Raw genomic sequence first — 18346 nt, 5'->3', positions numbered from 1 at the left:
CCTCTTCCCCCATCTACCCATCCTCATCTGAAGCCTGAGCGATCGCCATTTGAACCGTACCAGGAACGGCTGCGACCATTGCGGTGCTAGTGGATTCGCTCCAGCGGACGAGCCAGGTGGGTTGAATGCCTAAGAAGAAGATGGTGATGGCAAGGATTAATGCTGGAACCCGTTCGCGCCATTCGACTTTAGGGAAGTAGGCGATCGCGTTGTCTAATTTGCCAAAGCAGGTGCGGTTCAGCAGAATCACAAAATAAACGGCAGTTAAACCGGTTCCGACCACACACAGGAGTGTTTGCAAGGGGAAGACAGAGTAACTGCCCTGGAATACTAGAAACTCAGACACAAAGCCAACTAGACCGGGAATTCCTGCGCTTGCCATGCCGCCCAGAACTAGCAGGGCGCTGACCAGGGGCAACCCCCGAATCGGGTTCATCAAGCCATTCAGAACATCCAGATCGCGGGTGCCGACTTTTGCCTCCACCACACCGACCAGGTGGAATAGAATTGCCAGAATCAACCCATGTGCCACCATTTGAGTGATCGCTCCCACCAGGCTGAGGGCAGTCAATGCGGCACCACCCAGGAGGATGTAGCCCATGTGACCGATCGAGCTATAGGCTACCATGCGCTTGATGTCTTTCTGGGCGATCGCCACCATTGCCCCGTACAACACACTCACGGTCGCCCAGGTTGCCAGTCCTGGAGCCAGGGTTGCCCACGCTTCTGGAAACAGACCCAGTCCAAACCGAAAGATGCCATAGGTGCCAAGCTTTGCCAGCACGCCCCCTAGCAGAATAGCCACTGGAGCGGATGCGGCGACATAGGTATCGGGCAACCAGGTATGCAGGGGCACCAGAGGAATCTTGATGCCAAACCCTGCCAATATCAGACCCAGGAACACAATCTGGAGCCACAGGGGCAATGTTTGTCCCATGACAGCTTCGTAGGCAAAGCTGTTAGACCCCTGCAACCAGATCAAGCCCAGAAATGCCACTAAAATCAAAGCACCGGAGAGGGCGGTATAGAGCAGGAATTTAATCGCTGCATAGCTTCGCTTCTCGCCTCCCCAGATGGAAATTAGCAAATAAAAGGGGACTAATTCCACTTCGTAGAATAGGAAGAACAGCAGCAAGTTCTGAGCCAGGAACGCTCCTGCAACGGCACCGCTAACCAGGAGAACCAGGCTGTAGAACAATCGAGGACGTTCAATCTCCTCCTTGCTACTGTAGATGGCGATCCAAGTCAGCAGGCTATTGAGAACCAGTAACGGCAGAGATAATCCATCCACTCCCAATTGGTAATTCAAACCCAGGGTAGGTAACCAGGGCAGGAATTCCTGAAGCTGAAGCAAGGGAGTGGTGAAATCGAACTGGCTGGCAATCCAGAGGGACCACAGCAGGATAATGCCACTAATTGAGAGGGCTACCAATTTTAATTGCCGAACTGGCAGGAGGGCGATCGCGATCGCACCCAGAACAGGCAACCAGATTAATGTGCTTAGCATTGTTTTGATGGTGTTGGGATGGGTAGGTGAGTGAAATGACTAATCACTAATAACCAAATCACTAATGACCAATGACCAATGACTAATGACTAATGACCAACGACAAATAACCCATAACAAAAGACCAGCTCATGCTCACAGCGATTGCAGCTAGACCCAGAGCAATGGTGAAAACATAAAACTGTCCCTGACCGGAGTTGCTGTATTTGAGTACCTCTCCGCTAAAGAGGGAAGCTATTCCGACCAGATTCACGACTCCATCTATAATTCGGCGATCGAACCAATCGGTGATGCGAGATGCCCAATCCACACAGAAAACAATGCTGGAGCGGTAGAGTTGAGGCGTGTAAAGGTCGTAGGCAAATAAGGTTTGAATGCGTTTCCAGGGCAGTTGAATCGGTTTGGGAATGCTTTGTCCAACGTAGACGACTGCTCCAATTCCGCCACCAACCAGGCTCGACCATGACAGCAGTAGCGCCATGTCTTTGTTGAGCATTGCCCAACTGGGAAGCAGCGAAAGGCTCTGCAAAATCAGCGGCAGGTGCAGAGTCATGCCCATCAGAACCGTCATTGGCAGGATAATCAGCCAGAAGTTTTCGGGGGAGCGCTCGGTCATCTGTTTGGGAGAACCAGCAAAAATTAACCCAAACTCACGGATCATGCTGAACGCCGTTAACCCATTGACCAGCAGCAACACCGGGACCAGCCAGGGCTGGGTTGTCCATAATCCATCTGCCAGTTTGAGCAATGCCCAAAATCCACCCAGGGGCGGCAACCCAATCAACCCTGCCACACCCACTAAGCAACACAGCCCTGAAATCGGACGACGGCTCCACAATCCGCCTAGCTGGGTCAAGTCCTGAGTCAGGTTGTTCAACACGATCGACCCAGTACTCATCACCAACAGTCCCTGCGCTAAAGCATGGCTGAGGATAAGCAATAATGCCGCTTCGGTTTGCCCAGTGCCCACGGCGATGAACACCAATCCCATGTAAGCGCTGACTGAGTAGGACAGGGAGCGTTTAACATCAATCTGGGCGATCGCGATCAAGGTGCCCCCCACTGCTGTTAGAGACCCGATCACAATCATTGCGGTCACCACCACGGGCGACAAAGCCAGTACAGGTTCAAGCTTAATCAACACCCAGGCTCCCGTTGCCACCACCACTGAGTTACGCAAAATGGTGCTGGGAACCGGACCTTCCATCGCCTCATCCAGCCACAGGTGCAGGGGAAATTGAGCACACTTACCCATCGGACCGGCTAACAGTGCCAGTCCAACCAGGGCGGCGATGGTTGGATTAACCGTAGCGGTTTCTGACCACCTTGCCAGTTCATTGAAGTCCCAGGTGCCTGCCAATGGATAAATTGCCAGTACCCCCATGAGCAGGAACAGGTCGCCCACCCGTTTGGTCAAAAAGGCATCGCGGGCACCCGTCACTACGAGGGATTGATTGAACCAGATGCCAACCAGCAGGTACGTACCCAGGGTCAGAATTTCCAGAATGATGTAGGCGAAGAACAGGGAATTGCAAAACACCAGGCTACACATTCCGGCTTCAAATAGAGCCAGGAGCGCGAAAAACCGTGACCAACCCCAGTCCATCTCCAGGTAACCAATTGCATACACCTGTGCCAGCAAATTTAAACCCGTCACGACTAAACTGGCACCCACGGTCACGCCAGAAAATTCAATTGGTAAATTTAAATCTAATCCTGCCACTTGTAACCACGAGACAGAAAGCTGCTGAGCTGGGTGCTGCCACACAAACGGGAAGACAGCCAGACTATGCAAAAAGGCAAGCAAGGTCATCAACAGGTTGACATAACCTGCCGGACGGGGACCACTCCGACGAATCAGTGCTGGTGACCAGAGGGCAGAGGCAATTACACCAACAAGTGCGTAGCAGGGAATGAGCCAAACGGTTTCAAGCAAAAATGAAGCCATGCAGTTTACCTGTAGGACTTGAAAGGGATAGGGTTAGTCAGAAGGAAGGAAATCTATCTCTTCTCAAACGATGAGAGAACCGTTTGTATAAACGGGTGAGTTGCTTGTTGCAACCCTTCTATATCAAAAGCATAAAGCTAAATATTTATAACCATAAATCAATCTTTTTCATGCAAAGATATAGATTGAAACCTATGGCAAAATTGAAGGGTAAAGGCGTTATTCCCAGTATAAGGTCGTTTCAGCCTTTCAACCCGTCCTAACCTTAGGGGCGGTAACCAGGTCAGATAAGTTGGAATTAAGCAAAGTATTAGACATCTGTTGCATTCCGATTCCACCCGCAAAACTGATCTTGACGTTATCCCGCGCTGAACACCAATTTGCCTGTTTAGAAATTTCCCCATCGGGCATCCCGTATTTAGCAAACAGCCATCCGTTTTTCTCTCGCTCTTGCTTTTCATACACTCTTTGAAAAAAGTTCAATCTACCTTTAGATAGTTGCAAAGTTTTTTGGCAATCCTAGAGATAGGACCTCTTGCAAGCGTCAACTGGTCAAGCCCCTTTGATGTAACAGATCAGGCAAGACTCCTTCAAAATCTCATGGACAACCGTTTGGACTCTGCTGCGTGGTGTAGCCACGGAAATACCCTGTATAATTTGGGACACTATGATGCCGCGATCGCAGGATATGACAAAGTTTTAGCTCTACAGTCTGACCTTTATGAGGTCTGGAGCTATCGAGGCTATGCTTTGGAGAATCTCGGACGCTATCAAGAAGCGACCTCCAGCTTTGACCAGGCACTCAAAATTCATCCTGAATTTTCTCTGGCATGGCACGGCAAAGGGGTCACCCTGGCAAAAATGGGCTGCTATGAAGAAGCACTAATTTGCTTTGACAAAACGCTAAAGCTTGCCCCCAATGATGTCAAAGCTCGCTATAACCGGGGCAGTGCACTGGCACATCTAAACCGTCATCAGGAAGCCTTAGCTTGCTTCATACGGGTATTGGAAATCGAGCCAAATGACTATAAAGCCTGGTATAGCCAAAGCAAAGCTCAGTCAAACCTGGGCGATCAAACAGCAGCCCTAATTAGTCTTGAAAAAGTACTGATTCTCAAACCCAACTGCTACTATGCCTGGAACTACCGGGGTGTGATCTTGACAAAGCTGGAACGTTATAGCGAAGCCATCGATAGCTTCGATCGCTCCCTTGAATGTAAACCTAATAACCCCGATGCCTGGTATGGTAAAGCTCGTTGTTATGCGATTCAGGGTGAAACTGGACTGGCGCTCAACTTTTTGCAGTACGCCATGAAAATTAACCCCGATCTGTACCGCAGCCTTGCAAGGATTGACTGCCATTTTAGTCAAATCTTAAAAAAACAGCATTTAGCATGCAGTGCATATGAGACAGCGGAAAGATGATGAGGGGAGGAGTGAGGAGTCAAGAGGGGAGCGTCGAGAGTAAAGAACAGGCGGAGGAGAGGGTGGAGATGTGAAGAGTAAAGAGTGAAGAGTTGGGAGTTGGGAGTTAAGTGTTGAAAGGGAAAAGGATAGCTTGGAAGTTCATAGGCACCTGACCCCTACCACCCATTCCATTTTTCTGTTTATCTAGCACCGATTTTGGGCATGTTAACTAAAGCACTGTACTGAGAATCTAGAGTTTATGAGCCACGCTCAAGATATTGAAGTAACCTTTTTCTTTCAGAAAGGGCTATATCTGAATAAGCAGAAGGAATACAGCACTGCTATCGCCAGCTACGATCGCGCTTTGGAATTGCAATCAGACTACCCCGATGCCTGGTATAACCGGGGGAATGCTTTGTATCATTTAGGACGATACGAGGAAGCCATTGTTAGCTATAATCACGCGCTTGAGTATGAGCCGGGTTTTCCAGAAGCATGGAATAATCGGGGCAGCGCTCTTGACGATCTCTGCCGCTACGAAGAAGCGATCGCTAGCTACGACCAGGCAATTAAGTTTAGACCCAGCTATTATTGGGCGTGGTACAACCGGGGTATTTCTCTGCGAAACCAGGGACGGTTTGAAGACTCTATTAGCAGTTATGATCGGGCAATTGAGTTCAAGCCGGACTACTACTGGGCATGGTATAACCGGGCGCTAGCGTTACGAAAGCTCAACCAGCTAGAGAAAGTCGTTGCCAGCTACGATAAAGCCCTGGAGTTTAACCCCTACTTTGAAGAAGCCTGGACAAACCGGGGCAATGCTCTGTATCATCTGGGCCATTTAGAAGCTGCGCTCTCCAGCTACGATAAAGCGCTAGAACTAAAGCCCAACAATCCGAATACCCTCTACAATAAGGCGTGCTGTTACGCTCTCCAGGGAGACTTTGACCTGGCATTTGAAAATCTGCAACGGGCAGTTGAAATCAGCCCGGACGAGTATCGTGAAATTGCTAAAACCAACTCCGACTTTGATGCTCTGCGTCGAGATAAGCGGTTTGTCGCTTTGCTAGATGAAAGAGGGAAGTAGGGGCAATAGCCAGGAGTCAGAAGTCAGGAATCAGTCGTTGCTCACCTACGACAAATTCGCCATTGCTAGTTCTGCCGCTGCCCTCTGCGCCGCTGCCTTCCTAACCCCTATCTCCTTTTCTGGCGTTGCTGATTTTGGGTATGAATGGAGAGTTGTATGAATTGAAACTTCGTTCCAATTCATACTGCTAATCAGCACCACTCCTTTTCTTGCGATGGCAAAGCTGAATGATCAGGGCATAATACAGTCATCCTGAAATCAGCGATGCTAATCCAGCAGTCCTATGAGCCAGAGCGACGATTCGGAGATTTTTTATAGCCAGGGACATGTGCTCCGCGAGTTGGGGCACTATGAAGGGGCAGTTGCCCGGTATGACAAGGTGCTAGCGGTTAAACCAGAAGACTACAAAGCCTGGAGCTGTCGGGGTTATGCGTTGGAGAGTTCAGGGCAATATGAGGAAGCGGTTAAAAGCTTTGAACGGGCACTGGCAATTTTTCCAAAATATGGACCTGCATGGCAGGGAAAAGGAATTGCTTTAGCCAAGCTAACCCACTACGAAGAAGCCATATCCAGCTTTAACCGGGCATTAAAACTCCAGCCTGATGACTACCGGGCATGGCAAAACCAGGGTAAGGCGTTGATCAGTCTGTGTCGCTACAAGGAAGCGATCGCTAGCTTTGATAAAGTGTTAGAACTCAAATCTGACAGTTACAAAGCCTGGTACAACCGGGCAGTTGCGCTGACCTGCCTGAACCGTCTCAATGATGCCTTGACCAGCCTGGAAAATGCCCTGCTGATTAAGCGAACCTGTCACTATGCCTGGAACTACCGGGGCATGGTACTGGCAAAGCTAGGTCGGTTTGATGAGGCATTGGGGTGTTTTGACAAATCGTTAAAAGTCAAATCCAAGAATGCTAATGCCTGGTACGGTAGAGCCTGCTGTTTTGCGCTTCAGGGCAATGCTGATCAGGCAATTGAAAACTTAAACCAGGCAATTGAGTTCAGTCCTTACCTTTGTCGTGTCATGGCAAACACTGATGCGAACTTTCAACGGATTCGGCAAGATGCTCGTTTTATAGAACTTCTGGAAGGTTAAAGGCGATATAAGGTCTAATATGCGCTTTCACTTCTGGCTTCCTCTCGCTGCTCACTCTCATCTACGAACTCTTGCACCCGCAGGCGATACTCACGTAAGGTTTCATCTACCCAACTGCGATCGCTACCGTTGGCGTAAATATGAACCAGCGGTTCTCCCGCATCCGGTAGAATTAGCACCCAGTTGTCCTGCCGATAGTTAAAGATTTTTACCCCATCCACCAGTTCCAGACGCTCAACCGGATGGGTTTCAACCAGATGACGCATCAACGCGCCCTTCGCAGTCCAGGGACAGCGGACCGAGCAACTCTTGTGGCTAATCCGGGGCAGTTCTGAGCGAATATTTCCCAGGGATCGTTCCTGGATGGTCAGCATCTCAATCAATTTGGCAATGCAGAACATGGCATCAAACCCCGGATGCAGTTGGGGGAAGATGAAGCCCATATCACCACTACCACCCAGCACCACATTTGGGTTGGTGTGACAAGCTTCCATCAGAGCAGTCGGACTTGCCTTCGTGCGAATGACTCTGCCATCATGACGAAGGGCAATTTGCTCTACTGCGCTACAGGCATGAACGGGCACTACCACAGTACTTCTGGGATGGTGTGTCAGAATCGTTTCAACCATCAACGCGGTCAGAGTTTCGCTCCGAATGGGGCTACCCGTTTCATCCACCAGAATGAGTTGCTCTCCATTTGCCGACACCTGGACCCCAAAAGTAGCTTTTAATGCCTCAACGACATGTCCGAGCTGAGTCAGCAAAGTTTCGCGATCGGCAATGGTGGGGGCTGTTTGGGTCAGGCTGGCGTTTAGAACAACAGCATCGCAGCCAAATTTTGCCAGCAGTTGGGGTAACACTGCCCCTGACACCGCATAGGCGTAGTCAATCACGACTTTAGAACTGCTGTGACGGATGGCTTCAATATTCAGATGTTTCTCAAAACAGGTGCCATAAATGTCTACGACTTGATTGGCATAGACCACATTACCAATTTCGTGGATTTGGGCACGGCGGAAGTCTTCTTTGAAGTAAGCTCCTTCAATTTTCTTCTCGCGGGCTTTGGATATATTGATACCCTTGTGGTCAAAGAACTCAATTAGGATGTAGTCTGTGCGATCGGGGTGTACCCGCACATGGATACCGCCTGCGATGGAAAGGGTCGGCACAATCGAGCGGGCAAGGGGAATGGCAGTGGCTTCCAGGTTTTGTACGTTCACGCCTACCGACATTAGCCCCGAAATTAGCGATCGCGAAACCATCCGTGAAATACTACGCTGGTCACGGGAGACCGCCACATGGGAACCAGATTTGAGGGTAGAGCCATAGGCAGCGCCTAACTTGACGGCAAACTCTGGGGTGATATCAATATTCGCCAGTCCCGATACACCCCGCTGACCAAACAAATTGCGCTGTGCCGTATGCCCCCAGATCAAATTGAGATTGAGGGTTGCCCCTGGTTCTACCCGCTTGCTGGGCCATATCCGCACACCGGGACTAACCTGTGCTTCTTCCCCAATCGTGGAAAGGGGACCAACGACTGCTCCTTCTAGAACATGAGCACGCCGATCCACCCGTGCGCCCCGAGCAATGACACAGGCTCGCAAATGAGCTTCTTCTCCGATAATTGCCCCATTCCAAATAATGGGACGCTTAAGGTCAGCATCGGCTCCAATGGTGACATTATCGCCAATCACTGTCCCAGCATCGAGCTGTACCCGTTGACCAATGCGGCAATTGCTGCCTATCAGGACAGGAGCTTCTAGCTTTGCACTCTGATCAATATGAGTATTTTGACCGACCCATATACCCGGCGATCGCTCCTCGTAGGTAAATTCCAGCTTTACTTTGCGCTGCAAACCATCGTACTGAGCATCCCGGTAAGCATCCAGGTGCCCGACATCACACCAGTAGCCCTCTGCAATGAAGCCATACATGGGTTCACCTTTTTCCAGCAACAGAGGAAAAAGGTCTTTGGAAAAGTCGGTTTCCTGATTCGCTGGCAGATAATCCAATACTTCGGGTTCCAGGATATACATGCCGGTGTTCACCGTATCCGAAAAGATTTCGCTGGTAGATGGTTTTTCCAGAAACCGGCAAATGAGGTGGTTTTCGTCGGTAATCACGACCCCAAACTCAATTGGGTTGGGAACTCGGGTCAACACTAGCGTTGCTTTGGACTTATTCTGGCGGTGAAACCGAATGGCTGCGCTGAGGTCAAAGTCTGTGATGCTGTCTCCACTAATGACCAGAAATGTGCCATCCAGCAATTCCGCGATATTTTTGACACAGCCTGCGGTACCAAGGGGTTGGTCTTCTTCAACCGCGTAGGTCATTTGTACCCCAAAATCGCTACCATCCTGAAAATAGTCCCGCATCACATCTGGTAGGTAGTGCAACGTGGCAATGATTTCGGTGATGTAATGCCGTCTTAAGAGATTGAGAATATGTTCAGCAATTGGGCGGTTCAGTACTGGGACCATTGGTTTTGGTAAATCACAGGTGAGCGGTCTGAGCCGTGTCCCCGATCCCCCTGCCATTAACACTGCCCGCATAAAACCTCCGTGCTGTTTGCCCTGTCAACTAGTGGTTTGTCAACTTTGTGTTTGTCAGTCTGGATAGGAAGGGGGTTATTACTTTTGGGTTTTCAACCCACAAAATAATTCTTGACAGACCACCAGGTTCCTATCATCAAATTTTGCCCGGATCTATAGTTTCTAACGGAATAATGATTTAGGTATCTACCCAAAGGTCGCGATCGCCCATACCTTTTCAACCTTTCGCTGTTCCTGCCAAAGACTCTCAAAGCAATAGCTCTCAGGCTTTTAGCAAGTCAAACTCCTTGAATCCATCACCGCGCTGTAATACTTTTTAACGCGATCGCCACTCCAGTTTTGACTTGAGTTGCCAGATACCAATCGCCTGTGAGTAGGATAGAACTACAAGGGCTATTCAAAAGGTTTTGGAGCTTGTGAACTATGATTCAAAAAGGTCTGTCTACACCTTAGCGCTATCCGGGATGACAGCGCTTTAAAGTGTAGTTTTTCCTAAGCTCAACCTCTAACCTGACCAAAAGCCGATCCGATAAATGTCTGGGATCAGTCCTGAGCCTAGCAATTAAGGCTTTTCGGATAGGCTTTCAGAGGTACCATACCGAATTAAAAATTGCCCTGGTCTTAAAATTCGAGTTTCAGTCAACTGAGGATAAATGAATGGAAGTCCTAATTGGCATTGTGCTAGCAGGAATTTACACGGGTGGAATCTGGAAGTTCTGGACTGGCTTCAGACGAACCAATTTCAGCGAGGGGAAGCTTTACCTTTCTCTGATGTGGCCCGTCCTGATCTTTAACAAGTCTTACCGCCAAAACTTCAATCGGGCACTGAAAGGATAAGCAGAATCTAGTAAAGCTTGGCGTAAGCCTGTCTCAGTATTGAATGGCACTGAATTAACAAGTTTCAGCCCCCCGAAATCTTGAAGATTTCGGGGGGCTTGGTAGAGGTTTTATATGGCAAAGAAGCAAAATTCTGGATCCCAGTCAGCCTTTTCTAGTGGCAGCTATTTTGGAGAGCTAAAAAAATCTCAAAACTGGGATGATCTCATCGCCACCGTGGCTCACCGTTTTAATCGGGAATATCGGGGCGAACCCTTCGATTTGCCAGAGGAGGTCAAGTCAATGCCCGTTGCCCAAGAGCGCGCAGCCGGAATCCTCCAGGCAAAGCTGGCTTCTCCTTTTTGGCAACTGGCTCAACCTCAAAAAAACCAGCGCTGTTTAGATATTGGCTGTGGGGTCAGTTTTCTAATTTATCCCTGGCGCGATTGGGGCGCTCTGTTCTATGGACAGGAAGTGAGTACGGTCGCACGCGATACCCTGAACGCTAGAGGTCCCCAACTAAACTCGAAGCTATTTAAGGGTGTAACCCTGGCTCCGGCGCACCAGTTAGAGTACGATACGAGCCAACCCTTTGACCTGGCGATCGCGACAGGTGTCAGTTGCTATTATCCTGTCGATTACTGGGCAGAGGTGCTTGCCGCTGTCAAAAAGGTGTTAAAATCTGGTGGCTTCTTTGTCTTTGATGTATTGGATGCAGAAATACCTGTGGCGGAAAACTGGGCAATTTTAGAAACCTATCTCGGTGCCGAAGTGTTTCTGGAATCGGCAGCAGACTGGAAAAAGATGATTCAAGCATCGGGCGGACAAATTGTGAAAACGTTGCCGGGTGAGTTGTTTCAACTTTATAAGGTGAGGGTGTGAGACAACCAGCAACTAACCACTGATCCGGTTCCTCACTTGCTAAACAATCTGCCTTGAAAGACGTAACTTATTAAACCTCCGTACTCCCGAAAGACGATCGCGGCTTTCTCGCGGTACCCCAGCTCAGTTGACATTGGGGTGGCGGATGGAAATACCTCAAAGCCAAACCGCCGGAAGGTCAGGAGTGATCGCAGCATGTGGGGCGGATCGGTGACCAGTAAAATTTTCTGGATACCTTGAGGGCGCAAAACATCGGCGGTGAATTTTCCATTTTCTTGAGTGGTCATGGAACAATCCTCTCCATCAACTGCCTGTTCAGCCACACCTTTTTCCTTAAGCTGGTGCTTGATTGCAAAAGCATCCCCATGACCACTGATAAAGATTCGGGGTGCCTGTCCTGTTTGCCATAGGGTAGCTGCTACGGCAACCCGGTCGGCTAACATTTTCGGTCCCCTGCCTAAGACTACAATGGCATCTACACTGGAATCGGATGTCTTCGGGGCAGTCAGGAGTGGGACGCTGCTCACCAGCGCTTGGGTTGCCAGGTGAATACCGGGGGGTGAAGTTACCAGCAGGCAAATGGTGGTGCATGCGATCACCAACCGAGTCAGCCGCCGATTCCACCGGAATCCACGAGATTTATGCTGCCCCTGATGTCGCCAAATCAGCCCTACCAGACAGCCAAGCCCCAGAACTAAAAGGGCGATCGCGGCTATCCGTACAGACCAGGGGATCGCTGTTGTGGCAAAGGTATGGGAAATTAGGGAGGTGAACGCCACCCATCGACTGTATGTGCGAGGGCAAAGACTGGACTCTAACATCTGCCTACCTCGTTAAAACCCGATTGACGGCAAAACCCCTACCATTTTAATGGCTCTGTCCAGGCGATCGCGTCCGCTAGAGATGGCGGGTGATAGAAGGCAGGAGGTAGCAGTAGAAAGAAGGGATGGGTTGATGGGGCTTGTTGCCGAAATCGTCCATCAACAGACTGCATCCGTCAGAATAGAAGCAACGCTCTATCCAAAACTCCATGAATTTGACAAAAATCTCTCCTGCAAAGTTGGCTCAGCCCCATACAGGTGATCATTTCGCCATTACTTTTGCACCATTGTCGTTAGAAGACGTTTACACACGGGCAGATGATCCGGCAAATGGAGCCGTTGTTGTGATGAGTGGTATGGTTCGCAACAGCACGGATGGTAAACCTGTTGTTGCCCTGGAATACCAGGCGTATGAACCAATGGCAATACGGGTGTTTCAGCAAATTGCCGCCGAGATTCGTCTGACCTGGACAGAGGCAACCCATGTGGTGATTCACCATCGCATTGGTCAGTTGCAGATTGGGGAAATTAGCGTTCTGGTTGCTGTGGGCTGTCCCCATCGGACGGAGGCATTTGAGGCGTGCAAGTACGCGATCGATACGCTAAAACACAATGCGCCCATCTGGAAAAAAGAACATTGGAGTGATGGATCGAGTAGTTGGGTTAGTATCGGTGCTTGTGAACAGTCTCTCTGAACGTATCTGTCGAGGAAAGGAGCATTTCTGTAAAAAAACAATGCGCTTCTCATCCACCCTTTGGATATACAGTCAAAGACTATGAATGTAATCGTTTTTCACAAAATGATAAAAACTGTAGGCTTCTTTTTGAAAGGGGTTTTGGCAGGCTAACGACCAAGTTGAGCGGCGATCTATCAACTTGAGTGGGGCGAGGAAACTCTGTTCGCCGCTCCAACGACTTGTTATCTGGCTGACGCTAACTCCGATCTGATCTATTCATACCCGCCTGGATTTGTTCTTTGAGACGCGCAACGACATCTGCACTCAGATTTGCTTCTGGCTCAGTTTGCTCACGTGTCGCTAAAACAGACTCAATCTCAGCTGACGAAGCTTGCCCTAATTGCTTTATCAATGACTGGAATGCCTGCTGTTGCTGTTCAACTTCCGCTTTTGGGATGCCCTGAATCACATGAGCTAAGGCTGCCTGACGAGTTAATGCATAGACAATATACTGATTCAGCGATACACCTTCAGTTTCAGCGAGATGAGCAAGCTGTTGATGCAAGGTTTCAGGTAATCGTAAGGTTAATCGGCTCATAACTTTTCTCCTGATACTAATATGCCCACAAACTGCACAGGTGTTAAAATTCGCAGTCCCAACGACTTTTTCGCACTCTGAAAATCTCGAATATTAGACGTAACCACGATTGCACCTGCATTCATCGCGCAATCGATCACGAGATCGTCACCTGCGTCTGGGGAAGTCGGTCGCCACGAGAAATAAATATTTGTGTATTGAGCAATACTCAGAAGTTGCCCCAACACAGGTTGCAGTTTACTCAAACGTTCTTCTGAGAGCTTGCGAGACAGCACGTCATCATATTCATAGGCAAGCGCATTGGAGATACAAACTAACATCAGCCCAGCCAACCAGGCATCGATAATCAGACTTGAAGCCCCGCCTTTCTTGGTCAGACCTTCAAATACGACATTGGTATCGAGAACAATCCGAAGTAAAGCTGAACCAGGCATGACACCACTATAGCACCACAGGCAGTGCCGAGACATGGGTTTGCCATAGCAATTCAGAAGACCGACAGATAGCTTTGAAAGAACGCCCCAACAATTGAAACGAAGCGAGATAACGTTCCGGCTGAGCGGCTGTAAAGCACCTTTGCATTCATGCCAACAACTTTCAAAAGTCCGCTCCAACCGGATTGTTAGGTTGTGTTGCTGTTAAAAACATTGGGAACAAGAGTAGATCTTGAACAGGCTATATTAGTACTTCAAAATCCAGGATTCGTATATGGCGGCATAGCACAGGTAAATTGAAAGTGTGGCATAGGTACAGTTAAGTTAATACAGCAATCACTATATTTTTTCTCGGAACCACATGGGCAGAGATCTTGCTCTTCATAACCACGTTCTTTGAAGTAGGCATAATCCCTTTCAATCTGTTGAACTTCATAATTCCAACCTTGAAAAGGATTAGTTAAAACTGAAGCTAGCCCTTCTACGAGAGTGTAATCATATTGATCAACTTGTTCTCCAGTTTCAGGGTCTACTAAAAATAAGACGGCAAATTTGTTTGCAGGGTTTTCCACCATAGCTAGATGATCACATCTGATATCTCTAATAACTCTCGCACGCATTTCACCATTGTATATTTCGCCATCATTATGACCACATGGCTTGCGTGGATTAATTTCCTTATCACAGACACTACAATATTCTTTATATGTCATGCCAGGGCTTATGAACCATTTATAAGGAAATAGCTTTTGCCACTTTGCCACATGCTCTTCAATGAAATCAAATTTCCCAAGAATCCAGAAATCTTCCCAGTAATCTGGCAGATATTTTTTTGGTGGCTTAATAGACCATAAGCCCTTCTCTGTATTCTCAAGCTCACACCAAGCATCATAAAATGAACATTTCTTTAGCAACGAGAATGAAAGAAAGTAGCTACTGTGAACAGAAACAGCTTCTTGTAGACACCAAATATGAGCAGCTAATTCTTCCTGTTGAAGCTTTAAAGCTTTTCCTTTCAGGGTTGTAAGTAATCCCGTTATTTGGTTTTCATCATATCTACACTCAGCAACTCTGGCAATACAATTAACAATTTTCTCAAGTGAAACATTACTGCTACTCACCAAAGTTCTCCAAGAATTAAGCGAATATGCAAATAAAGGTTTTACTCAATCAAGAGCATCTGCATCTAAAGTAAATTGGCTCTTCTCAAGCTCTTCCATTCGAGAACCATTAGGAAACTCTGCGTGAGTTAAAACTTTATCTATCACTCTAGGTAGATTTCTTTCAATTTCGGTTGAAGAGCCAGAACACTGAATTTCACGAATGTATCCATTTTCATTATCAATAACGAGAGTAATACGGAACTCTGAGTCCTTACCCGATTTAGCCCTATTTGCCCGGACATAGTCAAGAATTAAATCTTTGACAATTGGCGCAATAATAGACGATATAACTATCGTTCCAATTACAGTAAGCGTAATTGGTTCAGAATACAAAGCCGATGTTCGATATTCACCATCATTGACGCAGATATCTGCTTTTACCCCTTCTCTTTTAGAACTGATTAAATACTTAAAAAAGCCTTCTGCACCAGAGGCAAATATCTTTCCATGAGAAGAGCCTTCATTAACGTATTGATCACTTTCTAAAGGAACAAATAGGATATTTGCATCTACTATCTCTTGCCTAACATCAATAGACAACTCTTCATTGTGCTTCCAGTAGCCCAATCCATGAGCTACATCTTCTTTCACTTCAATAAAAATGTTGTCGCCATTGACACCTACAAAGCTTTTACGCCCAGCACCAACCCGCCTGACTTGTAAACTTCGTAGGTCATATTCTGGACGTAAATCATCTTCCATCTTGGAGTTAACCTTCTTCATATACTTTCCGTTCCTGACGAGTTACTTCTCTTGCACTAATCAGGCGAATTGAATTTGCTCTCTCTGTGTATGAAACAATTAATATACGCCCTCGATTTGATTGACCAACAATTAGATAACGGTCTTCATCCGTAGAATGGTCTGGATCATAGAAGTCGATGTAGAAAGGATCATCGAAAACAGTTTTAGCCTCGTTGAAAAAAACTTGATGTTTCAGTATGTTCTTTTTGGCTTTATCCTCATCCCACTCAAACTGCATACAGCTATTTTAACACTTGCTATCTGAGTGGATCATAGCTGAGAGATGTATCTTTTGCTACTCGTCGTCACATGGCAACCTTAGCCTTCACCAGAAGTGTGAGCAACCTAACTATTATTTGAGCAGCATTTACCCCTTCTAAGCAGGCTAACACTCCTTAGAGGGAATTTATCCAACGTCCAAGTTAGCTATCGATTTCCCAGTAGATAGATAGCCTGCAAAAATGCTGTATAAGCACCCGGATTGGTATATTATCCGGCACCCGTGCAGGCTATTTACCCAAACTGGGGGATTAGACAGCTTTGGTGCTGGGTAATATGCCTGAACCGCTTTTTATCCAGCATTTGAGCCGTATATTATCCTCGCCAGAGCATTTTATCTGATACGTCTCAGCAAATCTTCATGTTTTGTACGAAGTACTTGTGGGTAATATTTAGTGCGATCGCCCACCTTGTAGCGAAACCCAACAGTTTCAACGGTCGGGTGTGGCAAAATTAAATACTCACTGCACCAGGACCCGCAGAAATAGCGGAGTCGGTTGCCATAGAAGTAGTTGGGCGTACCAAACTTACTGTCGTTACTCTGGCATAGGAGGGAACCCTGAGTTTAGGATTGAAGCGGACGATTTTTTACCGCAATGGAAATTCCTCAGAACCCCGTTGACCTGGCAAAGCAGGGTGATCCAGCCGCGATCGCCCAACTGATTAATCGTGCCTTACAACCAAAGGGCATCACTGCCAGAGTCACCCGCACAGGGACCTCCCTCAAGGTCATGCTGGAAGCCGCTCAGATTCCTGACCAGGCGGCGATCGTCCCCTATCTCCAGAAAAATCTGGTCAAGCTCGGCATTGCACCGATCAAGACTATTGAGCTATATGGCAAACAAGCCTGTGCTGCGACCCCAGCATGGCGGCAAAGTCTATCTCTGGGTACTCAAACCGCGACTGCTTCCCAGCCCAGCCAGCCACAACCATCCTACCTGGACAGAGAAGACGCGCTGGTCCAGCCAAAGGCAAAAGCAACCAATCCTTCCTCCTTCCCAATTACTGACCACATTCGGGCAATCTCACCCGTTGGCAAATCTCAGCCGCTTTATCAAACCATCCTTTCAGGGGTGGTAGCGCTCGTTCTGATTCTGATCGGAGCCAACCTGCGATCGCTCCATAGGCTGATCTCAAAACCAAAACAATCTACTCAGACAGTAGAACTGACTAATACCTCAAAGGGAGTTTATCAAGCACGAATTATTAATCGGATTGGAGGGGTGCCTGTGATTATGGTGACCTTTAATGGTATCCACGCAACCCCGATGATTGTAGACACGGGCGCAAGCGGTACGGTAGTGACTCAGTCCAGCGCTGCTAAATTAGGGATTGTACCGATTGGGCAGTCGATCGCTCAAACCGCCAATGGGTATACCACGTTTGATGTGGGCTATGTGAAGTCGATTGAGGTAGAAGGGGTAAGGATCAACCAGGTGCCGGTCGCGATCGGACTGGGTGATATGAGTATTGGATTACTGGGACACGATTTTTTTGGCACCTTTGATGTCACCGTTCGGGAAACCACTGTGGAGTTCCGTCCCCGAGCAGGCAAGGCTGAGCAGGAGTGATAAGTAGGCTACCGTTGGGCGATCTGGCGATACAAATGACCACTCCGCAACTGAATTGCGGGATGATTGGATAACCGAATCAGGCTTTCATCGTGGGTTGTGACAATTACGGTGATACCAACTGTATTGAGTTTCTTCAAAATTTTGATCACCTGCCAGGAGTTGTCGGCATCCAGGTTGCCCGTTGGCTCATCTGCCAGCAGCAGCGGCGGCGTACCGACGATCGCCCGGGCAATACTGACCCGTTGCTGCTCCCCTCCCGATAGCTCATCGGGGAAGCAGTTTGCCTTCGGCAGCAAACCCACCATCTTGAGGGCAGGTTGCAAGCGGCGCTGAATTTCCTTACGGGTGAACCCCTGCGCCCAGAGGACAAAAGCAACATTTTCTGTCACGGTACGACGCGGGATGAGTTTGTAATCCTGGAAGACGATGCCAATTCGGCGACGTAGTTGAGAGAGGCGATCGCCCTTCAAAGCTGACAGATTGCAGCCATCTACAATCACGTCGCCTGCATCGGCATACTCTTCCCCATAAAGCAGCTTCAACAACGTCGATTTTCCAGAACCAGAGGGACCTGTAATAAACAGAAAGTCCCCCCGCTTAACCTCCAGGCTGACGTTTATCAGTGCCTTACTGCCGTTGGTATAGGTCTTGTTCACTCCCCTCAAACTCACCATTGCCTGGGTATCAGGCGGCGGTGTTGCCGGTTCCTTAGCTGTTGAGGATGGACTCGTCATGTTCATACAGCCGTTCTCAATTGC

20 protein-coding genes are annotated in these 18346 nt (G+C 48.3%); 8 read left to right on the top strand and 12 right to left on the bottom strand.

Annotated features, from left to right (window positions below; genetic code table 11):
• Window positions 1-13 precede the first annotated feature (13 nt).
• From AC1S52_RS24995 to AC1S52_RS24985, 3 genes are all read right to left on the bottom strand, one after another.
• Window positions 14-1507 (bottom strand): NADH-quinone oxidoreductase subunit M, encoded by a 1494-nt coding sequence (locus AC1S52_RS24995; protein WP_482031755.1) that lies wholly within the window; start codon window positions 1505-1507, stop codon window positions 14-16.
• A gap of 82 nt (window positions 1508-1589) precedes the next feature.
• Complete coding sequence (locus AC1S52_RS24990) at window positions 1590-3455, bottom strand: NAD(P)H-quinone oxidoreductase subunit F (protein WP_482031754.1); 1866 nt, start codon at window positions 3453-3455, stop codon at window positions 1590-1592.
• A gap of 249 nt (window positions 3456-3704) precedes the next feature.
• A complete protein-coding gene (locus AC1S52_RS24985) occupies window positions 3705-3959 on the bottom strand; it encodes a hypothetical protein (protein WP_482031753.1) in 255 nt (84 codons plus the stop codon).
• Window positions 3960-4055: 96 nt separating this feature from the next.
• Between AC1S52_RS24985 and AC1S52_RS24980 the strand changes: the two genes are divergently transcribed.
• The 4 genes from AC1S52_RS24980 to AC1S52_RS24965 all read left to right on the top strand — a co-directional run bounded on the left by AC1S52_RS24980 (window position 4056) and on the right by AC1S52_RS24965 (window position 7045).
• On the top strand, window positions 4056-4880 hold the full coding sequence (locus AC1S52_RS24980) for a tetratricopeptide repeat protein (protein ID WP_482031752.1): 825 nt from the start codon (window positions 4056-4058) through the stop codon (window positions 4878-4880).
• A gap of 241 nt (window positions 4881-5121) precedes the next feature.
• Complete coding sequence (locus AC1S52_RS24975; RefSeq protein ID WP_482031751.1) at window positions 5122-5949, top strand: tetratricopeptide repeat protein; 828 nt, start codon at window positions 5122-5124, stop codon at window positions 5947-5949.
• Window positions 5933-6109, top strand: coding sequence for a hypothetical protein (locus tag AC1S52_RS24970; protein ID WP_482031750.1), 177 nt, complete (start codon window positions 5933-5935; stop codon window positions 6107-6109). The genes AC1S52_RS24975 and AC1S52_RS24970 overlap by 17 nt, the downstream gene beginning before the upstream one ends.
• A 123-nt stretch (window positions 6110-6232) precedes the next feature.
• Entirely contained in the window at window positions 6233-7045 is an 813-nt protein-coding gene (locus AC1S52_RS24965; protein ID WP_482031749.1) for a tetratricopeptide repeat protein, read from the top strand.
• A gap of 14 nt (window positions 7046-7059) precedes the next feature.
• Here AC1S52_RS24965 and AC1S52_RS24960 read toward each other — a convergent pair whose 3' ends face one another.
• Window positions 7060-9585: a sugar phosphate nucleotidyltransferase gene (locus tag AC1S52_RS24960; protein WP_482031849.1), complete on the bottom strand. Its 2526-nt coding sequence runs from the start codon at window positions 9583-9585 to the stop codon at window positions 7060-7062.
• Between the two features lie 672 nt (window positions 9586-10257).
• On the opposite strand from AC1S52_RS24960, the gene AC1S52_RS24955 reads away from it, so the two are divergent.
• Window positions 10258-10437: a hypothetical protein gene (locus AC1S52_RS24955; RefSeq protein WP_482031748.1), complete on the top strand. Its 180-nt coding sequence runs from the start codon at window positions 10258-10260 to the stop codon at window positions 10435-10437.
• Window positions 10438-10551: 114 nt separating this feature from the next.
• Window positions 10552-11298 (top strand): class I SAM-dependent methyltransferase, encoded by a 747-nt coding sequence (locus AC1S52_RS24950; protein WP_482031747.1) that lies wholly within the window; start codon window positions 10552-10554, stop codon window positions 11296-11298.
• A 32-nt stretch (window positions 11299-11330) separates the two neighbouring features.
• Here the strand turns inward: AC1S52_RS24950 and AC1S52_RS24945 are convergent, their stop codons facing one another.
• Window positions 11331-12119, bottom strand: a complete 789-nt coding sequence (locus AC1S52_RS24945) for a YdcF family protein (protein ID WP_482031746.1) — start codon at window positions 12117-12119, stop codon at window positions 11331-11333.
• A gap of 38 nt (window positions 12120-12157) precedes the next feature.
• The gene (locus tag AC1S52_RS24940; protein WP_482031745.1) at window positions 12158-12292 is read right to left on the bottom strand and encodes a hypothetical protein; all 135 of its coding nucleotides are present in this window, start codon (window positions 12290-12292) and stop codon (window positions 12158-12160) included.
• Window positions 12293-12328: 36 nt separating this feature from the next.
• Between AC1S52_RS24940 and AC1S52_RS24935 the strand changes: the two genes are divergently transcribed.
• Window positions 12329-12814 (top strand): molybdenum cofactor biosynthesis protein MoaE, encoded by a 486-nt coding sequence (locus AC1S52_RS24935; RefSeq protein WP_482031744.1) that lies wholly within the window; start codon window positions 12329-12331, stop codon window positions 12812-12814.
• A gap of 238 nt (window positions 12815-13052) precedes the next feature.
• Here AC1S52_RS24935 and AC1S52_RS24930 read toward each other — a convergent pair whose 3' ends face one another.
• From AC1S52_RS24930 to AC1S52_RS24910, 5 genes are all read right to left on the bottom strand, one after another.
• Window positions 13053-13394, bottom strand: a complete 342-nt coding sequence (locus AC1S52_RS24930; RefSeq protein ID WP_482031743.1) for a YlcI/YnfO family protein — start codon at window positions 13392-13394, stop codon at window positions 13053-13055.
• Window positions 13391-13864, bottom strand: coding sequence for a putative toxin-antitoxin system toxin component, PIN family (locus AC1S52_RS24925; RefSeq protein ID WP_482031742.1), 474 nt, complete (start codon window positions 13862-13864; stop codon window positions 13391-13393). Before AC1S52_RS24925 ends, AC1S52_RS24930 begins: the two co-directional genes overlap by 4 nt.
• A 218-nt stretch (window positions 13865-14082) precedes the next feature.
• Window positions 14083-14949 carry an SEC-C domain-containing protein gene (locus AC1S52_RS24920; RefSeq protein ID WP_482031741.1) on the bottom strand — a complete coding sequence of 289 codons (867 nt, stop codon included), beginning with the start codon at window positions 14947-14949 and terminating at the stop codon, window positions 14083-14085.
• Window positions 14950-14994: 45 nt separating this feature from the next.
• A complete protein-coding gene (locus AC1S52_RS24915; RefSeq protein ID WP_482031740.1) occupies window positions 14995-15693 on the bottom strand; it encodes a hypothetical protein in 699 nt (232 codons plus the stop codon).
• Between the two features lie 7 nt (window positions 15694-15700).
• The gene (locus AC1S52_RS24910; protein WP_482031739.1) at window positions 15701-15973 is read right to left on the bottom strand and encodes a BrnT family toxin; all 273 of its coding nucleotides are present in this window, start codon (window positions 15971-15973) and stop codon (window positions 15701-15703) included.
• Between the two features lie 637 nt (window positions 15974-16610).
• On the opposite strand from AC1S52_RS24910, the gene AC1S52_RS24905 reads away from it, so the two are divergent.
• Window positions 16611-17585: a retropepsin-like aspartic protease family protein gene (locus AC1S52_RS24905; protein ID WP_482031738.1), complete on the top strand. Its 975-nt coding sequence runs from the start codon at window positions 16611-16613 to the stop codon at window positions 17583-17585.
• A gap of 8 nt (window positions 17586-17593) precedes the next feature.
• On the opposite strand, the gene ftsE is transcribed toward AC1S52_RS24905, so the two are convergent.
• The gene (ftsE, locus tag AC1S52_RS24900) at window positions 17594-18328 is read right to left on the bottom strand and encodes a cell division ATP-binding protein FtsE (RefSeq protein WP_482031737.1); all 735 of its coding nucleotides are present in this window, start codon (window positions 18326-18328) and stop codon (window positions 17594-17596) included.
• Between the last annotated feature and the right edge of the window lie 18 nt (window positions 18329-18346).

The organism is Kovacikia sp. CALU 1929 (assembly GCF_056784235.1).
Note: the sequence above shows the minus strand (reverse complement) of the source record. Positions and strands in the feature narration are given on the sequence as shown.

Coding starts and splice junctions, on each gene's coding strand:
- AC1S52_RS24995 (WP_482031755.1), bottom strand. CDS start 1,507: ATGCTAAGCACATTAATCTGGTTGCCTGTTCTGGGTGCGATCGCGATC.
- AC1S52_RS24990 (WP_482031754.1), bottom strand. CDS start 3,455: ATGGCTTCATTTTTGCTTGAAACCGTTTGGCTCATTCCCTGCTACGCA.
- AC1S52_RS24980 (WP_482031752.1), top strand. CDS start 4,056: ATGGACAACCGTTTGGACTCTGCTGCGTGGTGTAGCCACGGAAATACC.
- AC1S52_RS24975 (WP_482031751.1), top strand. CDS start 5,122: ATGAGCCACGCTCAAGATATTGAAGTAACCTTTTTCTTTCAGAAAGGG.
- AC1S52_RS24970 (WP_482031750.1), top strand. CDS start 5,933: ATGAAAGAGGGAAGTAGGGGCAATAGCCAGGAGTCAGAAGTCAGGAAT.
- AC1S52_RS24965 (WP_482031749.1), top strand. CDS start 6,233: ATGAGCCAGAGCGACGATTCGGAGATTTTTTATAGCCAGGGACATGTG.
- AC1S52_RS24960 (WP_482031849.1), bottom strand. CDS start 9,585: ATGGCAGGGGGATCGGGGACACGGCTCAGACCGCTCACCTGTGATTTA.
- AC1S52_RS24955 (WP_482031748.1), top strand. CDS start 10,258: ATGGAAGTCCTAATTGGCATTGTGCTAGCAGGAATTTACACGGGTGGA.
- AC1S52_RS24950 (WP_482031747.1), top strand. CDS start 10,552: ATGGCAAAGAAGCAAAATTCTGGATCCCAGTCAGCCTTTTCTAGTGGC.
- AC1S52_RS24945 (WP_482031746.1), bottom strand. CDS start 12,119: ATGTTAGAGTCCAGTCTTTGCCCTCGCACATACAGTCGATGGGTGGCG.
- AC1S52_RS24940 (WP_482031745.1), bottom strand. CDS start 12,292: ATGCAGTCTGTTGATGGACGATTTCGGCAACAAGCCCCATCAACCCAT.
- AC1S52_RS24935 (WP_482031744.1), top strand. CDS start 12,329: ATGAATTTGACAAAAATCTCTCCTGCAAAGTTGGCTCAGCCCCATACA.
- AC1S52_RS24930 (WP_482031743.1), bottom strand. CDS start 13,394: ATGAGCCGATTAACCTTACGATTACCTGAAACCTTGCATCAACAGCTT.
- AC1S52_RS24925 (WP_482031742.1), bottom strand. CDS start 13,864: ATGTCTCGGCACTGCCTGTGGTGCTATAGTGGTGTCATGCCTGGTTCA.
- AC1S52_RS24915 (WP_482031740.1), bottom strand. CDS start 15,693: ATGGAAGATGATTTACGTCCAGAATATGACCTACGAAGTTTACAAGTC.
- AC1S52_RS24910 (WP_482031739.1), bottom strand. CDS start 15,973: ATGCAGTTTGAGTGGGATGAGGATAAAGCCAAAAAGAACATACTGAAA.
- AC1S52_RS24905 (WP_482031738.1), top strand. CDS start 16,611: ATGGAAATTCCTCAGAACCCCGTTGACCTGGCAAAGCAGGGTGATCCA.
- ftsE (WP_482031737.1), bottom strand. CDS start 18,328: ATGAACATGACGAGTCCATCCTCAACAGCTAAGGAACCGGCAACACCG.